This is a genomic window from Streptomyces qaidamensis (assembly GCF_001611795.1).
Classification (GTDB): Bacteria; Actinomycetota; Actinomycetes; order Streptomycetales; family Streptomycetaceae; genus Streptomyces; species Streptomyces qaidamensis.
In genome coordinates this window covers 7233538-7252659 of sequence record NZ_CP015098.1, presented here as the reverse complement: position 1 = coordinate 7252659, position 19122 = coordinate 7233538, and the positions used below count along the sequence as shown (strand labels likewise).

Below are 19122 nucleotides of genomic sequence, written 5' to 3'. Positions count from 1 at the left end.
GTCCCCATGGACGGGCCGCCCCGCTGCTCCCGTGCGCGTCAGACCTTCAGCGTCCTGATCGAGGTCGGCGCGTGGCCGGGCTCGGTGGCGATCTCCTCGAACTCCACGACGTTGCCGATGTCGTTGGTCGTCGACATGGAGATGTTGGTGACGCGCTCCAGGATCGCCTCGACGACGACCGGGACCCGGTGCTCCGCGGCCAGCTTCCTGGCCTGCTCGAAGGCCTCACCCAGCTCCGCCGGGTAGGTGACGCGGATGGCCTTGCAGCCGAGGCCCTCGGCGACCTTGACGTGGTCGACGCCGTAGACGCCGAGCTCCGGGGAGTTGAGGTTCTCAAACTCCAGGTTGACCTGGAAGTCGATCTCGAACGCCCGCTGCGCCTGGCGGATCAGCCCCAGGTAGGAGTTGTTCACGAGGACGTGGACGTACGGGATCCTGTGCTGCGCGCCGACCGCGAGTTCCTCCAGCATGAACTGGAAGTCGTAGTCGCCGGAGAGGGCGACGACGGGCGCCTCCGGGTCGGCCTTGGCGACGCCGAGCGCGGCCGGGATGGTCCAGCCGAGCGGGCCGGCCTGGCCGCAGTTGATCCAGTGGCGGGGCCGGTAGACGTGCAGCATCTGGGCGCCGGCGATCTGCGAGAGGCCGATGGTGGAGACGTACCGGGTCTCCGGGCCGAAGGCCTTGTTCATCTCCTCGTAGACGCGCTGCGGCTTGATCGGGATGTCGTCGAAGTGCGTTCTCCGCTGGAGGGCCGCCTTGCGCTCCTGCGCGGCTTCGGCCCACACGGAGCGGTCGGGCAGCGCGCCGGCGGCCTTCAGCTCGCGGGCCACCTCGACGAACAGTTCCAGAGCGGCCCGGGCGTCGGAGGCGATGCCGTAGTCGGGGGCGAAGATCCTGCCGATCTGGGTGGGCTCGATGTCGATGTGGACGAACGTCCGCCCGGCCGTGTAGACGTCGAGCTTGCCGGTGTGGCGGTTGGCCCAGCGGTTGCCGATGCCGAGGACGAAGTCGGACTCCAGGAACGTCGCGTTGCCGTAGCGGTGCGAGGTCTGCAGACCGACCATGCCGGCGTTCAGCTCGTGGTCGTCGGGGAGCAGGCCCCAGCCCATCAGAGTCGGGACGACCGGGGTGCCGGTCAGCTCGGCGAATTCGACGAGGAGTTCGGCGGCGTCGGCGTTGATGATGCCGCCGCCCGCGACGATCAGGGGCCGCTCGGACGCGTTGAGCATCCCGATGGCCTTCTCGATCTGGGCGCGGGACGCCGCGGGCTTGTAGACCGGGAGCGGCTCGTAGGTCTCCGGATCGAACTCGATCTCCTTCAACTGCACGTCGATCGGCAGGTCGATGAGGACCGGGCCGGGGCGGCCGGAGCGCATCAGGTGGAAGGCCTGCTGGAAGACGCCCGGGACCTGTGCGGCCTCCAGCACCGTGACGGCCATCTTCGTGACCGGTTTGGCGATGGAGGCGATGTCGACGGCCTGGAAGTCCTCCTTGTGGATCACGGCGGTCGGGGCCTGGCCCGTGATGCACAGGATCGGGATGGAGTCGCCGGTCGCGGAGTACAGACCCGTGATCATGTCGGTGCCGGCCGGGCCCGAGGTTCCGATGCAGACGCCGATGTTGCCCGGGTGGGCGCGGGTGTAGCCCTCGGCCATGTGCGAGGCGCCCTCGACGTGCCGGGCGAGGGTGTGGGTGATGCCGCCGGAGGCTTTGAGCGCCGCGTAGAACGGGTTGATCGCCGCGCCGGGGACACCGAACGCGTCGGCGACGCCCTCACGCTTGAGGATCTCAACTGCCGCGCGGGCAGCGGTCATTCGAGCCATCGAGTACTCCTGCTTCGGCTGTCGGATTCGCACTCCCGTCGCGCCCCGCGGTGAGCTCTTCCGTATTGCGGAATTTGTTTTCTACTATCTGGAATGAATGTATGCGGGGTGGGTGAGGGGCGTCAAGAGACGCCAACCGCCGGACAGAGCGGGGCCCGGGGGAGCACGATGGGCACGCTGTCCCGACGCGACACGGTTCTGGAGTGGCCATGACCGAGACCGTTGCGGTGCGCTGCCCGGCCTGCCGCCGCGAGCACCGCTACACGGCTCCCGCGTACCCCTGCGCGTGCGGCGCGCCGGTCGCACCGCGACTGGACCGCGACGGCTCGCCGACGCCCGTCTCGCACCGGGTCTGGCAGGACGACTGGGTGACGGTGCGGTGCGGTTCCTGCGGGCGGCCCGGCGAGTGGCCGCGCCCGGAGGTCGGGTGCCCGTGCGGGGTGGTGCTGCGGGTGGCGGTGGTGAAGGGCCGGGGCGGGGGCGGGGAGGAGGACCCGGCGGCCGGCGGGTCGTCGCCCACCGGGACCGCGACGACCGGCCGGGGCGCGGTGGTGGGGCAGGACGAGACGTCCGCCCGGGAGACGACGACGGCTGAGGACGACGAGGACGGCCGGAAGCCGACGACGGCTGAGGACGACAGGAGCGGCCGGAAGACGACGACCACCCCGGACGACAGGAGCGGCCGGAAGACGACGACCATCCCGGACGACGGGAGCGGCCAAGAAGCCGCACCCCGACGCCGCCTGCCGACCGGCTCGCGCGAGCCCATGACCGCCGACGCGTCCGCCGTCGGCGACGCCACCTCCACCCCTACCTCCGCGGCCGACGCCGCGCCCCATCCCCGCCCGCCGGTCGGCCCGCGCGAGCCCGCCTCCGCAGATGCGTCCGCCGCGGCGGGCGAGGCGGCCCCCGCCGATACATCCACCACCGCAGGCGACGCCACCCCCGCCCGGCCCCCCTTCCGGTCCGTCACCATCCGCACCGCCCTCGACGCCGTCACCGCCACCGCGCTGTATCTGCGCTGGCTCGGATACCGGAGTGTCCGACGGGCGGACCAGCGGCCCCCGTCCGGTATCGGACTGGCCGCCCGCGGTGTCGTCGCGCAGGTGGACCCGGCCGTGCGCCCGGCGGATCTGCGGGACGTGGAGTGCCTGTGGCTGACGGCCATGACCGAGTCCGCGGACTGCCTCTACGTCTCCCTCGCCGGGTACGCCGACGACGCCCGGGCCCGCGCCGACGCCCTGGGCGTCCCGCTGTTCGTCCTGGACCTCACCGGCACACCGAGGCCGGTGAACGCCCCGGCCGAGACGCTGGCCGCGACCGGCCCCGGGAAGCGGTCCCCCTGACCACGCCACCGCGCCGCATACTCACCGCATGCGCATCCGCCCCGCGACCCCGGCCGAGCTCCCCGCCCTGCAGGACATCGAGCGGGCCGCCGGCACCCCCTTCCGCGACCTCGGCATGCCGGAGATCGCGGACGACGAGCCGCCCGCCCTCGACGTCCTGGAGCACTACCGCCGGGCGGGCCGCTGCTGGGTCGCCTCCGGCCCGCAGGACCGGCCGGTCGCCTATCTCCTCGCCGAACCGGTCGACGGCGCCCTGCACATCGAGCAGGTCTCGGTCCACCCGCGGGCCGCCCGCCGGGGCGTGGGCCGCGCCCTCCTCGCCCACGCCGCAGACCGCGCCCGCGAGGAGGGGCTGACCTCCCTGACGCTGACCACCTTCACGGACGTCCCGTGGAACGCCCCCTACTACGAGCGCCTCGGCTTCCGCCCGCTCCCCGAGGAGGAGCTCACGCCCGGCCTCCGCGCGATCCGCGCCACGGAGGCCGCACACGGCCTGGACCGCTGGCCGCGGGTGTGCATGCGCGCACCGCTGTGACGGGCGGGCCTGCGCGCCGCCCCTCAACCGCCCGCGAACCTCTCCCGCAGCTCCACCTTGCGCACCTTCCCGGACACCGTCATCGGGAAGGAGTCGAGGATCCGCACCCGGGCCGGGACCTTGTAGTGCGCCAACTGCCCCTCGCAGAAGGCCCGGAGCTCCTCCAGGGTCGGCGGGTCGTCCGGGTCGCGGGCGATGACGCAGGCCAGGACCTCCTCGCCGTAGCGCTCGTGCGGGACGCCGACGACCTGGACGTCCTGGATCTTCGGGTGGCCGTAGAGGAACTCCTCGATCTCGCGGGGGTAGATGTTCTCCCCGCCCCGGATGATCATGTCCTTGATGCGGCCGACGATCTCGACGTAGTCGTCCTCGCGCATCACGGCGAGGTCGCCCGTGTGCATCCAGCGGCCCGCGTCGACGGACTCGGCGGTCTTCTCCGGCTCGTTCCAGTAGCCGAGCATCACGCTGTAGCCGCGGGTGCACAACTCACCCGCCGTGCCCCGCGGTTGCGTGACGCCCGTGGCCGGGTCGACGACCTTGACCTCGATGTGCGGCAGGACCCGGCCGACCGTACCGGTGCGGTGCTCCAGGTCGTCGTCCCTGCGGGTCTGGAGGGACACCGGGGACGTCTCGGTCATGCCGTAGCAGATGGAGACCTCCGCCATGTGCATCTCGGCGACCACCCGCTTCATCACCTCCACCGGGCAGGGCGAGCCCGCCATGATGCCGGTACGCAGGGAGGAGAGGTCGTAGGAGGCGAAGTCGGGGAGGTTCAGCTCGGCGATGAACATCGTCGGGACGCCGTAGAGCGAGGTGCAGCGCTCCTGCTGGACCGCGTCCAGGGTGGCCTTCGCGTCGAAGGACGGGGCGGGGATGACCATGCAGGCGCCGTGCGAGGTGGCGGCGAGATTGCCCATGACCATGCCGAAGCAGTGGTAGAAGGGCACCGGGATGCAGATCCGGTCCTGCTCCGAGTAGGCGATCAACTCACCCACGAAGTAGCCGTTGTTGAGGATGTTGTGGTGCGAGAGGGTCGCGCCCTTCGGGAAGCCCGTCGTGCCCGACGTGTACTGGATGTTGATCGGGTCGTCGCAGGACAGTTCGTCGTACGCGGCGTCGGGGGTCGCCCGGCCGAGCAGCGCCTCCCAGCCCGGGTCGCCGAAGTAGACCACCTCCCGCAACTCGGGGCAGTCACCCCGGACTTGGCCGACCATTGCCCGGTAGTCGCTCGTCTTGTGGCCGAGGGAGGCGAACAGCAGGGACACGCCGGCCTGCTTCAGGACGTAGGCCACCTCGTGGGTACGGTACGCCGGGTTGATGTTCACCATGATCGCGCCGATGCGCGCGGTGGCGTACTGGACGAGCACCCACTCGGGGCAGTTGACCGCCCAGATGCCCACCCGGTCGCCCTTGGCCACCCCGGAGGCGTGCAGGGCGGAGGCCAGCTCGTCGACCGCCGCGCCGAACTGCGCGTACGTCCAGCGCCGGCCGGACGGCACGTCGACCAGCGCCTCGCGGTCCGGCCAGGCCGCCACCGCCCGGTCCAGGTTCGCCCCGATGGTGTCGCCGAGCAGCGCCGTCCCGCCGGTGCCGTGACTGTAGGAGGTCACCGGAAGTCCTCCTCGCGGTACTCGGCGTCCGACCCGGCCGCCGTGGCCTCACGCAGCTCGATCCGGCGGATCTTGCCGGAGACGGTCTTGGGCAGGTCGCCGAACTCCAGGCGGCGGATGCGCTTGTAGGGGGCCAGCACCTCACGTGCGTGCTCGAACAGGACCTTGGCGGTGTCGGCGCCGGGCTCCCAGCCCGCGGCCAGGACCACGTACGCCTTGGGGACGGCGAGCCGCAGCTCGTCCGGGGCGGGGACGACCGCAGCCTCGGCGACCGCGTCGTGCTCCAGCAGCGCGCTCTCCAGCTCGAACGGGCTGATCTTGTAGTCGGAGGCCTTGAAGACGTCGTCGCTGCGGCCGATGTAGGTCAGATACCCCTCGTCGTCCCGGGAGGCCACGTCTCCCGTGCGGTAGTAGCCGCCGGCCATCGCCTCCGCCGTGCGGTCGGCGTCGCCGTGGTAGCCGGTCATCAGACCGACGGGACGGTCCGACAGGTCCAGCGCGATCTCGCCCTCGGCCGCTCCCGGCGCGCCGGAGACCGGGTCGAGGAGTTCGACGCGGTAGCCGGGGCTCGGCCTGCCCATCGATCCGGTCTTGAGCGGCTGGCCGGGGCTGTTGGCGACCTGCACGGCCGTCTCGGTCTGGCCGAAGCCGTCCCGGATGGTGAGGTTCCAGGCCCGGCGGACCTGCTCGATGACCTCCGGGTTGAGCGGCTCGCCTGCCGCGACGACCTCACGGGGCGGGGTGCGCAGCTGCGTCAGGTCGGCCTGGATGAGCATGCGCCACACGGTCGGCGGGGCGCAGAAGGTGGTGACGCCCGCCCGGTCCATCTCCGTCATGAGACGAACGGCGTCGAAACGCGTGTAGTTGTGCAGGAAGACGGTCGCCTCGGCGTTCCACGGGGCGAACAGGTTGGACCAGGCATGCTTGGCCCAGCCGGGTGAGGAGATGTTCAGATGCACGTCGCCGGGTTTCAGGCCGATCCAGTACATGGTCGACAGATGGCCGATCGGGTACGACGTGTGGGTGTGCTCGACGAGTTTGGGCCGGGCGGTGGTGCCCGAGGTGAAGTAGAGCATCAGCGGGTCGTCGGCCCGGGTGGGGCCGTCGGGGGTGAAGTCGGCGGAGGCGCCGTAGGCGTCGTCCAGTGGCAGCCAGCCGTCCGGCACGGCACCGGCGGCGTCCGCGGCGATGCGCGTGTAGTCGCCCGGCACCTCGGCGAACTTGCCGGTGTCATCGGTGCGCGCGATGACGTGCCGGACCCGGCCGCGCTCGACGCGGTCGCGCAGGTCGGCGGGGCCGAGCAGCGGCGTGGCCGGGATGACCACCGCGCGCAGTTTCATCGCGGCGAGGGCGGTGATCCACAGTTCGGCCTGGTTGCCGAGCATGACGAGGATCCGGTCCTCGGCGCGCACGCCCCGGGCGCGCAGCCAGGTGGCGAACTGCGCCGACCGCACCGACATCTCCCCGAAGGACAGCCGGGTCTCGCGGCCGTCCTCCTCGACGAGGTGGAGGGCGGTGCCGGCGTTGCCGTCGGCGATCTCGTCGAACCAGTCGAGCGCCCAGTTGAAGTACTCGGGACGGGGCCAGCGGAAGCCCTCGTAGGCCGTCGGATAGTCCTCGCGGTGCTCCAGCAGGAAATCCCGCGCGTCGCGGAACAGTGCCGTCGCCGATGTCATCTGTCCTCCTGGGTGCCGGACCATTGCGGGCGGCTCCGAGCCATCGTGTAATCCGTGATGCAGGTCTCACTACCCCCGAACGGGGGGTGCGCCCGCGCAGAAGCCGTAGTGAAGGGGTGATCAGGTGACGACAGACGCGTCCGACGCGATCGAGATGCGCAACGCGCTGCTGCGTCTGCGGCGGGGTACCGGCCTTCCGATCGCCTTCGGCGGCCTGCTGGAGGCCGGGCAGCAGATGCGCATCAGCGAGCTGAGCGGCACGGCGACGCACGCCCTGCGGTCGCTGGTGGTGACGTCCGGCACCGGTCTCGGCGGCAAGACGGTGGCGCTGTCCCGGCCGTGCGTGGTGACGGACTACTCGGCGTCGCGGCAGATCAGCCACGAGTACGACGCCCCGGTGGCCGCGGAGGGGCTGCGTTCGGTGCTGGCCGTGCCGGTGGTGGTGCGGCACCGGGTGCGCGGGGTGCTGTACGGGGCGTTGCGCACGGCCCTGCCGCTGGGCGGCCGGATGCTGGACGCGGCGGTCGAGGCGGCGCGGGACGTGGAGCGGGCGCTGGTCGTCCGGGACGAGGCCCGCACGCTCGTCGCCGGGGCGGGTCCGGGGTGGGAGCAGGTGCGGGAGGCGCACGCGGCCCTGCGGGCGCTGGCCGGGCGGATCACGGACCCGGGGCTTCGGGCGGAGCTGCTCGGCGCGTGTGCGCTGCTGGCGCCCGAGGTAGCCGGGTCAACGGCCGAGTCCGCCGGGTCGGCCCGGGTCCGTCTGGCGCCGCGCGAGGTGGACGTGCTGGCGTGCGTCGCGGCGGGTGCGACGAACGCCGTCGCCGCCGACCGGCTGGGTGTGACGCCGGAGACCGTGAAGGGGTACCTGCGGTCGGCCATGCGGAAGCTGCGTTCCCGCACCCGTGGCGAGGCCGTGGTCGCCGCGCGCCGGGCGGGGTGGTTGCCGTAGGTTTGTGGTGTTTTCTGTCGCACGTGCCCGTTCGAGCTGCCGGAGGGTTCCCGACGGGGCACCGGCTTCGTGTTCCGCCGCATTCGGGAGACCGATGAATTCGCCCGCCGGCACCTGTTGTTATTTCCCTCACGACACCGTCCCTCCGAAATTCAAAGAACTGTTGCCTAATATTGGCCAGGACACGACACAGGGAGGGGAGCCGTGACCGTGCGACGGGACTTCCAGGAGCCTCCCAGGAGCCGCCCCGACCTGGTCATCGGCCGGGAGGAACTGTTCACCTCGGCCCGTGAGCAGCTCGGCCGGGGCGGCAGTGTGCTGCTCCACGGTCCGGCCGGAATTGGTAAGTCGACGGTCCTGCGGGCGCTGGCCGCGGATTACGGCGGTGCGGCGCGGACGGTGTTGCGCTGCTCGGCGACCGAGTCGGAATCCCACCTGCCCTTCCTGGCGCTGGCCGACCTGTTCGGGCTGGTCCTGGAGGACGTGTCGGGGGCGCTGCCCGGCGCCCAGCGCACCGCCCTGGAGTCGGCGCTGACCGGCCGCGGCGAGTCCACACTCCAGCGGGACGGGCTCGCGCTGCGCCTGGCGGTGCTGTCGGCGCTGCGCGCCCTCGCCGCGAAGGGCCCGGTGCTGGTGGTCGCCGACGACCTGCAGTGGCTGGATGCCGCCAGCGCGGAACTGCTCGGCTTCGCGGCCCGCCGGCTGGGGGACACGCCCGTGCAGATGCTGTGCGCGGTGCGGACCGAGGGCCAGGAGTACGACCGGCACCTGCCGGCGTCCCCGCCCGACACGCTCGCCGTCCGGCTCGGCCCGCTGAACCGTACGCAGGTCTCGGCGCTGCTCGACCACCGCGGCTACACGCCCCTGTCCCGCTCCACGATCCGTGACATCCACCGCACCAGTGGCGGCAACCCGCTCTTCGCGCTGGAGCTGGGCCGGGCCCTGGCCGAGAGCCCGGCCCGGCCGCGCCCGGGCGAGCCGCTGCCGGTGCCCACCTCGCTGCGGGCCCTGGTGCTGAGCCGGCTGGAGATGCTGTCCGACGAGGCGCGCCGCACCCTCCTGGTCGCCAGCGCCGGTGCCCGTCCCACGCTGGCGCTGCTGCACGCGGCCGGCCGGGAGCACGCCGAGGCCGAGACGGCCCAGGCGGCCGCCCTGGGGCTGCTCGCCACGGACCCCGAGGCACCGGCCCTGCGGTTCGCGCACCCGCTGATCTCGGCGGCGCTGTACGCGGAGGCCCCGGCGCAGGAGCGGCGGGCCGTGCACGCCGCGCTGTCCACGGCGGCCTCCGACCCGATCGAGCGGGCCCGGCACCTGGCCCTGGCCACCACCGGCACCGACCCGGACGTGGCGGCCCGGCTCGCCGAGGCCGGGGCGCTGGCCCGGGACCGCGGCGCCCCTTCCGTGGCCGCCTCGCTCGGGCTGCTCGCCGCCCGGCACACCCCGGCGGACAGCACCCCGGGCCCCGACGAGCGGCGTCTGCAGGCCGCGGAGGACGCGATCACCGCCGGTGAGGCCGATCTCGCCCGGGACATCGCACGTGACGTACTGACGCGTGCCACCGTGCCCGCGGAGCGGGTGCGGGCGTGGATGGTGGTCATCGAGGCGGCCGGGCAGGCCCTCGGCGAGGTCGACGCCGTCTTCCCGCAGGTCCTGGCCGACGCGGGCGACGACCCGCGCCTGCTCGCGCAGGTCTACTACCAGCTGGCCTGGCGCGGCCTGGTCGTCGAGGGCGACTTCGCCGAGGCCCGTCAGGAGGCGGCGCACGCGGCGGAGCTGGCCGCCCGGGGCGGGGACCGCCGGACCGAGCTGATGGCGCTGTCCTTCCAGGCCTCCACCGAGACCCTGATGGGCCACCCGGACGCCCCGGCGACCGTCAAACGGGCGTTGAAGGAACCCCAGGACCCCTATGTGGCCTGCCACCACAACGGCGCCGGGTCGGCCCGGTTCCGCTGGCTGATCATGAGCGACCAGCTGCCCGAGGCGCGGGCGACGATCACCGCGCTGCTGCGCGAGGTGCGCCGGCGCGGGATGGTCGAGAGCGAGGTGCACTTCCTGCGCTTCCTCGCCGACACGGAACTGCGCTCCGGGCACTGCGGCCGGGCCCTGGACCTGGCCCGCGAGAGTCTGCGGCTGGCCCGGGACTCCGGGATCGGCGAAGGCGCCTCGGCCATGCTCGCCTCCCTCGCGGAGGCCTCGGCCGGGGACGTCGACCGGGCCCTGGCCCTCGCCCGGGAGGCGGCGGACCACGCCGAGGTCGACGGCGACCAGATGTACCTGTCCCGGGCCCTCGCGGCGCTGGGCTATGCCCAGTTGGTGGCCGGCGACCCGGCCGCCACCGTCCGTTCGCTGCGCCGGGTGCGGGAGCTGGAGCAGGGACTCGGCATCAACGACCCCGGGCGCGGGCGGTGGCACGGCGACCTCGCCGAGGCGCTGGTCCGCATCGGCGAGCCGGGCGAGGCCCAGGACGTCATCGACACGACCCGGGCGCACGCGCTGCGGCTGGGCCGGCAGAGCGTGCTGGCCGTCCTCGACCGGGCCGAGGCGCTGGTGCGGGCGGCGCGCGGCGAACACGAGGCCGCCGTCGTCCGGCTGACGTCCGTGCAGGACCGGCTCGGCCGGCTCGGGTACGGCCTGGAGGAGGCCCGGGCCGCCTTCGCGCTGGCCCGCCTGCGCTCCCAGGCCGCCGCCCTCCCCCGCACCGGCGCGAGGCCCCTGCCGGGACCACCGTCGTACGACGAAGCCGCCCGGCTGTTCCGGCGCTGCCGCGCGCTGCCCTGGCTGCGGCAGGTCGACGCCGCCGCCACGGCCGGTCCCACCGCGGTGGGACCGCCCGCCGCCACGCCGGCCGTCGCCCTGGACGCGCTGGAGGGCCTGGCCGCGATGGAGCGTCAGGTCGCCTCGCTGGTGATGGAGGGCGCGACCAACCGGGAGATCGCGGCACGCCTGTTCATCAGCGTCAAGACCGTCGAGGCCACCCTCACCCGGGTCTACCGCAAGCTCGGGATCCGCTCCCGGGTGGACATCGTCCGGCTGGCCGCCGGCCGCCGAACGACCTGACCCCGCCTGGGTTTACGCGACCGGACCGAGGGTTATCCCTCCCCAACTCCCCTAGGGGGTTCCCTCATTGGGAGCCCCCTCGTCCGGGCTCTAGCTTTGGGGCGTGCCGCTCGCCGGGCACACGGAGATCCGAACAACGGCGTCAGGGTCCCCGTGCACGACCACCCGCGCGACCCCCCACCGGCCACTCCCCGAGGAGACCCATGTTCGGGCTCAACGCCGCCAAGAAGGCCGCCGCCGTCGCCGCGGCGACCGCTGCCGCCGCCACGACCGCGCTGCTCGCCGCCCCCACGGCCGCCGCCGCGCCCCAGCCGATCGTCGGCGGTACCACGACCACGACGTCCGCGTACCCGTTCGTCATGCAGATCACGGACGCCTCGCAGAACCAGTTCTGCGGCGGCACGCTCGTCTCGCCCACGAAGGTCGTCACCGCCGCGCACTGCATGGTCGGGGAGACCACCAGCAGCGTGCGCGTCGTCGGTGGCCGCACCTACCTCAACGGCACCAACGGCACGGTCAGCAGGGTCAGCAAGATATGGATGCACCCGAGCTACACCGACGTCTCCAACGGCGACGACGTGGCCGTGCTGACGCTGTCGACGTCGATGCCGTACACCCCGGCGAAGTACGTCTCCTCCTCCCAGACCTCGGTGTACGCGGCCGGCACCACGGCCCGCATCCTCGGCTGGGGCGACACCTCCGAGAACGGCAGCGCCTCCAACCAGCTGCGCACCGCGACCGTACCGACCGTGTCCGACTCCAGTTGCGCGAGCTCCTACGGCTCCGGCTTCGTGCGGAGCGACATGGTGTGCGCCGGAAAGACCTCCGGCGGCGTGGACACCTGCCAGGGCGACAGCGGCGGCCCCCTGCTCATCGGGGGCGTCCTGGCAGGCATCACCTCCTGGGGCGAAGGCTGTGCGCAGGCCGGCTACCCGGGTATCTACACCCGGCTGACCACCTTCTCCAGCCTGGTCACGACACAGGTCAACTCGTGATCGACCGCTGACTCCTGAGTACCCCTCAGGTGAAAGACCAGGGGGCGTTGCGGGCCTCCACGAGCGGCCCGCAACGCCCCCTCTCCATGTCGGGACGGCTCTAGCCCCGTACGACACCGAACCGGATGTCGTACGACGACTCCGGGTGCATGACCCGCAGCATCCGCTCCCCCTCGGCGGTGACCTCGTCCCGCTGAACCCGGGTGAGGCGTTCGAAGGGCTCGACCACGAGCGCGTCCTCCTCCAGCCGCCACAGCCCCGCGAGGAAGCCGTCGACGAGGAGCGTGCGGTGGGCCAGGTTCCCCTGCCACGAACGGCCCCGGTGCTCGGGCGGGACGACACGGGTGCGGTCGGCGTGCGAGAGCAGCAGGTTGTCGAACTCGGGCAGGAAGCGCGGCGGCGCTGGGGTCTCCGGGTCGGGGCGGGGGGCCTCCGGGAGGTCGAAGAGTTCGACGCCCGTCTCGTCCTGGAAGGTCACGAGCCGCGGACGGAGACGTTCGAAGGCGTCACGCAGCCGGGTCATGCCGGCCCAGGCCTGCATGTCCTTCACCGAGGCGGGGCCGAAGGCGGCGAGGTAGCGCAGGACGACCGCGTCGGGCGCGGGGGCGGGTCGCGCGGGCCGGCCGAGCCAGTGCTCGGCGGTGGTGAGACGGACCTGCCCGCTGCGCCCCCACAGCCCCCGGGGCGTCACCTGCACGAGCGGGAGGCGGCAGCGGGCGGCGACGGCAAGGGCCTGCGGATCGGCGTCGGGCCACTCCCGGAGCAGGGCCTCGCGCAGCTGCGTCATGGTGCGGGGCTCGGTCTCGACGAGGTCGCGGGCGAGTCCGGCGAGCCGCTCCAGGTCGACACCGGCGAGTCCCTTGCGGAAGGTGACGAGCTCCCGGTCCCGGGCGGGCTGCACCAGCGGTCGCAGGGTGAGGCAGTCGTCCGCGGTGTGGGTGTGGATGGTGGAGCGCATCGTGACGATCCGGACGGCCTCGCGGTCCGCCATCAGCCGGGACAGCGCCTCGGGGGTGAACCCGTCGAGGCGGGCTGCGAGCGCGTAGTACGGCGGCTTGACGTTCTGCGCCTGGAGCCCGACCAGATGCTCGACGGCCGCCGCGACGGACAGCCGGGCGGGGCGCAGGAGCAGCTGGCGGTCGAGGGTCGCGCGGTTCAGGGCACGCGTGCCGAGCAGGGGTGCCGTGCCGGTGACGCTCCGCTTGGTGTTCGTCATGTGAGGCACGGTAGCGACACTTGCGGACAGGTTCTGTCCGCGACTCCGGGGGCCCCGCCCGGCGACCGCTCCCGCACTTGCGGACAGGTTCTGTTCGCAACTCCGGGCCCCCGCCCGGCGACCGCTCCCGGCGGGGAACGCCAGGACTCCGCACTGCGGGAGCAGGCCGGGCCGCACGGGCACGGCAGGAAGGTGACCCGGCGGAGTACTCGTTGCCCGGGTATGCCCGGGACAGCCCCGGGCGGCAGGCGGCCAGGACGATCAGGCGGGCGCGCAGCTGAAGCCGCACCAGGTCAGGCGCCCAGAGCAGATGACGATCGGCGCCCGTCCCGGTCGTGCAGGCGGGAAGATCCGGATATCCGTCGAATGTGATGCCCTGGCACGCGAAGTGGACGACATCCGCCTCAGCAGGGAACTCCGGTCAGTCGCCGTCCTCGGGGTCCACGACGAGGACGACCTGGCCGGCGGACCGGTTGCCCTCCTCCACCGTGACCCGGTACAGCCCCGGCGCCGGGAAGGTGACCTCGGCGACCACGTCCTCGTCGTCGTACCGGCGTACCACAGCCACGATCGACGGAGACAAGCCGTCGATGTGATCGCACCGGACAGGCACCTGCGACCGGGCACCGCGGACCTGGATCATGCAGCGCTGCCCGGCCTCCACGACGTCGGACAGGGACAGGGAAAGTTCGTGCCGATCGGACGAGGGCAGCCCGATGCCCCCGTCATCCGGCAGAGCTCGCGCGAGGCCCCGTCCGGACGAACCGGGGGCGGCCTCGGCCACGTGCCCCTCCGACAGCATGTCCCGCACCCAGGTCAGGACAGTGCGATGAGTCGTCAACGCGCCGTACTGGACAGGGACGAAGAAGTCCCCGCGCGTCGGCGAGCTCGCGGACCGGCAGGGCACCACACCGTCCCCGCCGAGGTCCCACCGGCTGAGGTTGCCGTGCTGGTCCCTTACGGGCTCCCCGTCGTTGTGCATCCGCACCGAGCTCAGCAGGGGGAGGACCGTGCCGTCGGACCTGAGGCGGACGCTCTGCACAGTGGGCTGCCCGCTGCCCACCACGGCCTGAACCGGTGACACCAAAGAAGCCGCGTCCGTGTCACGACGGGTGCGCATCGCATCCCTGGCGAGCGCCGTGTCACCGCCCAGCCATCCGATGTCGTCGAGCTCCAGGCGCCGTACCTCCCCGTCGTGGTGCTCGACGCAACGGTAGTCGGGCAGCAGGTCGTAGAAGCCGGGCAGGGTCCGCATGATCTGCCGCAGCGCCAGGGAAGGCACCGCCGCCGGGCCGGAGTTCCGGTAAGGACGCAGCACCTCCAGGGCCTTGGGGACCCCGCGGAAGGGCGTCCCCAAGCAGAGGACCTGCCGCGTGACTTCGGCGAGGCCGCGGGCCATCGCCGCGCGGACGACGAGTCCGCCCGTGGAGTGTGCGACGAACACCAGCCGGGGCTCGCGTGCGTCGTACCCCGCTCCGCCGCCCGTCCGGGCGACCTCCGGATGGGCTCGCCAGCGCTCCAGGTGGCGGGTGGCCGCCTGTGTCAGGAGGGCCGCGTTGTGTGCGGCGGACAGGCGCCAGTCGTAGGAAAACTCCAGTACGGCATCGGGATGGACCACGGAGTCCCTGACGGTCCGCAGCAGGCGGCCATACGGTTCCAGACCGCCGAAGAGGGGCGCCCAGGCGGGCGTGCGCAGGAGGCCGCCGGGACGGACGCGGCGGGTGTCGCCGGCGCGTTCGTCCGCCGTGAGCTCAAGGGCTCGGGCTCCGTTGCGCCACCACACGTCGAGCAGACCCGCGATGGCGTCGTGTCCCCACAGACGCCTGCCGGAGTCCGTGTCCTCCAGCGCGCTGCCCATGAATCCGGGGACCACGACCACGGCGTCCCGGCCGGCCCCGGGCATCGGGACGGCCGAGCCGGGCCGGCTGCCGCTCCTGCTCCTCGTGTACGAAGCCTGGTCGACCTCGTACTGGTAGGTGTTGACGAGGGCGTGGTGCCAGGACGGTTGCCGCTCGGCGCGGCTGTCGATGTAAGCGCCGACCACCTCACCACGGACGGTGCTGTTGTGGCCGGCCAGCCAGGTCGAGGAGTTGTCCTCCTGCCCGGTGTCCGCCTCGTCGTCGTCTTCCCGGCGGGCAGCCGGCTCCTTCTTCGCCGCCCGTGTCACCTCGGCGAGGTCTCGTACGTCGTCGTCGCTGAGCGACGTCCGCAGGATCTTGCCGGCAGCGCCCTGGACGTCGACTCCGAGCAGACGGGCGGCCTGTGACACCAGCTCCGGCACGTGATCGCCCACCTCCGCGGCGAGTTCACGGACGAGCGCGGGATGCCGGGCCCGCTCGCGTGAGCCCAGCCGGGAGACGCGCTCCACCACCTCGTCCCGCAGCCGCCGTGCCTCCACGCTGTCCGCGCGGTCCTCCCGCCGGTGCAGGCGCAGTTCGGCCACGGCGACGCTCAGCGGGAGTGCCTCGCCGAGCCCAGGGGGCTCGGCCGCCCGGCGCGCCTGGCGCAGAAGAGCACGCGCGGCACCGAAGCGTCCGAGGTCCTCGTCGATACGGGCGCCGCTCACGGCGATCTCCACGAACCCGCGGGCGTCGGAGAGCCGGGAAGCCAGTTCGAGCGCCGGCTCGACCAGCTCGCGTGCCTCCACCATCCGGCCCAGCACGGTCAGCGCCCGGATGCGCAGTGCTGCCAGCTCGACGTCCCCACCCACGTGGTCCGGACGTTCGTCCAACAGGAGCAGCGTCTCCTCGGCCCTGCCTTCCGCCAGGCAGGCGGTGCCGGCGCGCAGCGCCTGGCGTGCCCAGGTGTCGTCGTCGGCCTGGCGCAGCAGGTCGGGGGCGACGGTGATGCCGAGCCGCTCGGAGAGGTAGATCCGGCCGCGTACGGGCAGTTCTTCGAGGGCGGAGTCCAGCAGCTGGCCGGCTCCGCTCAGCCACCGGCGATCCAGCGTCCTGGCCGACTGACCCAGACACAGGCGGTGGTAGAGCTCCTCCGCCCGGTGCTCGACGGCGTTGACGGGGTCTCGCTCGGCCAGGTCCGCGTAGTAGGCGACCGCCTTGCGGTGAATGCGATGTACGAGGGTGCGCCCCTCGCCTCTCAGCATCGGCAGCATCACGCGGCGCACATCGGCGCGGTGGACGACGGCTTCCCGCCCCGGTGTTTCCTCGACGAGAGCCGCCTCTTCCCGGAGCCGCCGGAACAGGGTTCGGGCGCGTCGCTCGTCGACTTCTCCCAGACCGCACGGTCCGGCCAGTACGTGGCGGATCACGTCCGGGGTGACACGGCGGACGGTGAGCCCTGGGCTGGCGATGCGTCGCAGCCCTGGATCGTCCAAGTGGTCGAGGATGCGCCGGTAGAGGATGCCCTGACGTTCCTCCGGCTGGAGCCGCAGCTGCACTTGGCGGCGCAGCGACGCGTCGCGCAGGGCTTGTGGCCCTTCCCGGCGGAAGAGGTCGGCGGCCAGTTTCAGACTGAGCGGGTCGGATCCGACCGTCCGGATGACGGTCTGCAGCGCGGCCTCGTACTCCCGGCCACCGCCGGGCAGCAGCCGGCGCAGGTAGCTTTCCGCGGTGGCGGGATCGAAGCCCTCCAGCGGCACGTGCGCGAACCGTCCGTCGTCGACGGGTGCTCGGCCCGCGGCGATGATCCGCAGCCACGGGCACAGGTCTTGCAGGACTTCGAGGAAGTCCAGCAGCCGTGCCAGGGTGAAGGCCCCCTTGCGCTGGGCCTGTTCGAAGGTGTCGAGAACCAACAGGACCGGCCGGTTCCCGGGACGCAGCGCCCCGGTCACCAGATGGGCGAACCGGGCGACGAGGGCCGTCTCGTCGCTCCGCCGTCCCGTTCTCGGGCCTCTGGTGCCCCGCAGCTCGCTCTCCGCCCTGCTGTCCGCCTCCAGGGTGGTGCGCACCGCCCCCTGAAGCTCGGGTACCGCGGGTCCGTCGAGTGCGGGTAGCAGTATCGGCAGCTGCCGCAGCATTTCGCCCAGCACCGTGAGCGGCTGCTCCGGCACCAGGTCGGTGCGATCGAAGGGGAGATAGGCGTAGGGCCGTCCGTGCGACGGCCGGGCCCGCGTGACGCCGTCCAGCACGAAACGGGCGACGAGGGTGGACTTGCCCACGCCGCCGGGGCCGTGGATCAGCAGCCAAGGGGGCCGTCCCGGTGGGCCGTCCGCACCGGTGCGGACGTGCCGGGCCAGTTCCCCCAGTTCACGCTCGCGCCCGCAGAAGGTGGCATCGGCCAGTGCGTCCAAGGGCTGGAAGAGTCTCGCCAGTTCGATGTGCCGGCTGATGTCCTGTGTGCCGGGCAGGGTGAGGGATCGTGCGGCCAGGGCGGCGCGGGCGCGCGGCGCGTCGTCGAGCCAGCCGGCGACGGTGAGGGCGGCGTGCAGCTCTTCCAGGCGCAGTTCGCCGAGCGGCCGCGCGGTGCCCGTCAGGAGCCGCTCCGCGCAGTCCCGCGCGGTGTCCTGTCCCGTCCCGGCCCCCGAGCGCAGGGCCGCCAGCAGGCGGTCCGGGGTGCCCAGTCGCTCCAGCGTCGTCGTGCGCGCTGCCGGAAGCAGTCGCCAGCGCCGGCCCTGACGGGTGGTCACCCGCTCGCAGTCGTGCGAGAGGAACTCCCGCAGGGCCGCTTCCGCCGTGTGTTCGCCGGGCCCGTCTTCCTCCAGCTCGGCCGCGTCGAAGGCGCTCACCAGGGCCGTCTTCTCCCGCAGCGCCCACCGCCGCGGTCCCGCGTCATCGGCGCCGGGCAGGGCACCGGTGGAAGGGGCCGAGCGCAGGAGGTTCAGGACGTCGTCCTCGGTGACGTCCCTCCCGGGTGAGGACTCAGCCACCTGTTCCTCCGTACATCTGGTAGAGCTGCCGGCCGCGGAGCGCGGCCACATGGGAGATCCGTTCGAGGGGCAGGGGCAGGCCGGGGTCGTGGTCGCCGCCGGTGGCCTCGCGCAGCACCTCCTTGACGAGGAGATCGGCGACGGCCGGGTCGATCCGCGCCCCGGCGCTCGCCGCGATCGAGCAGAAGAACTCGTGCAGGTGCTCCACGCCGATCGGGCCCAGGCGCGTGCGCCACACATACGGGTCGGCGGACGGCTGGAGTTGTCCGTCGTAGGCGATGAGGACCATGTTGAGGCGGTCACCGGTCTCCCCGTCGACCACCGCTTCCGCAAGGCCCTCCACCATCCGCAGGGCGGATGGGGTCAGCGCCGTCCCCACCATGCCGTCGAAGACGAGCCAGTGGTCCTCCGACAGAGCGCGCATGTGCCGCTTGGCCACGTTCACCAGCCGTCTGACGTGGGTGGCTTCGGACGCGTAGGGGTCGCCGTGGCCCAAGTCCCAGCCGAGCTGGTCGGTGAGCGCGGCGGCGATGTCACTCACCTCGACGGGTGGCACGTACGCGGACAGATCGATCTTGTACGGGGTGATCCTGCGATTGCCGAGGACGTGGCAGAGCAGGAACCAGGTCCAGGTCTTGCCGCACCTGCGGTCGCCGTCGACGATCAGTACCCGGCCGCCGGGGGCGTCGAGCATCTCGCGCAGGGTCGCGCGCAGTTCGCCCCGGTCGATGAACGCCCTCGTGCGTCCGCCGCCGACCAGCAGCGCGGCACAGGGGTCGGTCTCCTTTGCGGGCGGTTCCTGGGACAGGAGCACCTTGAAGATGTCGTACTCGGCACTGTTCGGATGGTGTGCGACGACCTGGATCAGTTGCCGCAACTTGCGTGCGCAGGCCGCGTGTTCCAGCACGCGCGGCCAGATGTCGGTGAGGGGTCCTCTCCATTCGATGGCCGCGGGGAGGAGACCGACGGCCGCGACGAACTGCCGGACGGAGGCCTCTCTGTCGTGGACCTTCAGCAGCACGTCCAGGAGTTCGCGGGCTTGCGCGTCGTCGAACGCGAAGACGGTCTGGTCGAGCAGGAGCGCCACTGC

Annotated in this window: 11 protein-coding genes; 5 read left to right on the top strand and 6 right to left on the bottom strand. The window is 72.6% G+C overall.

Annotated elements, in window-relative coordinates; translation table 11 throughout:
• Positions 1 to 38: 38 nt before the first annotated feature.
• Complete coding sequence (gene gcl, locus A4E84_RS32050; protein ID WP_062929893.1) at positions 39 to 1823, bottom strand: glyoxylate carboligase; 1785 nt, start codon at positions 1821 to 1823, stop codon at positions 39 to 41.
• A 698-nt stretch (positions 1824 to 2521) separates the two neighbouring features.
• Here gcl and A4E84_RS45850 point away from each other — a divergent pair.
• Together A4E84_RS45850 and A4E84_RS32035 are read left to right on the top strand one after the other, a co-directional pair.
• Complete coding sequence (locus tag A4E84_RS45850) at positions 2522 to 3169, top strand: hypothetical protein (protein WP_418082272.1); 648 nt, start codon at positions 2522 to 2524, stop codon at positions 3167 to 3169.
• A 28-nt stretch (positions 3170 to 3197) separates the two neighbouring features.
• Positions 3198 to 3704 (top strand): GNAT family N-acetyltransferase, encoded by a 507-nt coding sequence (locus A4E84_RS32035; RefSeq protein ID WP_062929892.1) that lies wholly within the window; start codon positions 3198 to 3200, stop codon positions 3702 to 3704.
• Positions 3705 to 3727: 23 nt separating this feature from the next.
• Here the strand turns inward: A4E84_RS32035 and A4E84_RS32030 are convergent, their stop codons facing one another.
• Both A4E84_RS32030 and A4E84_RS32025 read right to left on the bottom strand, forming a co-directional pair.
• Positions 3728 to 5314 (bottom strand): AMP-binding protein, encoded by a 1587-nt coding sequence (locus tag A4E84_RS32030; protein ID WP_062929891.1) that lies wholly within the window; start codon positions 5312 to 5314, stop codon positions 3728 to 3730.
• Entirely contained in the window at positions 5311 to 6990 is a 1680-nt protein-coding gene (locus A4E84_RS32025; protein ID WP_062929890.1) for an AMP-binding protein, read from the bottom strand. Before A4E84_RS32025 ends, A4E84_RS32030 begins: the two co-directional genes overlap by 4 nt.
• Positions 6991 to 7114: 124 nt before the next feature.
• Between A4E84_RS32025 and A4E84_RS32020 the strand changes: the two genes are divergently transcribed.
• The 3 genes from A4E84_RS32020 (at position 7115) to A4E84_RS32010 (ending at position 11991) form a co-directional block, all read left to right on the top strand.
• The gene (locus tag A4E84_RS32020) at positions 7115 to 7939 is read left to right on the top strand and encodes a helix-turn-helix transcriptional regulator (protein ID WP_062929889.1); all 825 of its coding nucleotides are present in this window, start codon (positions 7115 to 7117) and stop codon (positions 7937 to 7939) included.
• 204 nt (positions 7940 to 8143) lie between these two features.
• Entirely contained in the window at positions 8144 to 10996 is a 2853-nt protein-coding gene (locus A4E84_RS32015; RefSeq protein ID WP_062929888.1) for a helix-turn-helix transcriptional regulator, read from the top strand.
• Between the two features lie 203 nt (positions 10997 to 11199).
• Positions 11200 to 11991, top strand: a complete 792-nt coding sequence (locus A4E84_RS32010; RefSeq protein ID WP_062929887.1) for a S1 family peptidase — start codon at positions 11200 to 11202, stop codon at positions 11989 to 11991.
• Positions 11992 to 12091: 100 nt separating this feature from the next.
• Here A4E84_RS32010 and A4E84_RS32005 read toward each other — a convergent pair whose 3' ends face one another.
• From A4E84_RS32005 to A4E84_RS43075, 3 genes are all read right to left on the bottom strand, one after another.
• Positions 12092 to 13207, bottom strand: coding sequence for a winged helix DNA-binding domain-containing protein (locus tag A4E84_RS32005; protein WP_062929886.1), 1116 nt, complete (start codon positions 13205 to 13207; stop codon positions 12092 to 12094).
• Between the two features lie 421 nt (positions 13208 to 13628).
• Positions 13629 to 18032, bottom strand: a complete 4404-nt coding sequence (locus tag A4E84_RS41450; protein ID WP_062929885.1) for an AAA family ATPase — start codon at positions 18030 to 18032, stop codon at positions 13629 to 13631.
• Complete coding sequence (locus A4E84_RS43075) at positions 18025 to 19119, bottom strand: effector-associated domain EAD1-containing protein (RefSeq protein WP_062929884.1); 1095 nt, start codon at positions 19117 to 19119, stop codon at positions 18025 to 18027. Before A4E84_RS43075 ends, A4E84_RS41450 begins: the two co-directional genes overlap by 8 nt.
• Positions 19120 to 19122 lie beyond the last annotated feature (3 nt).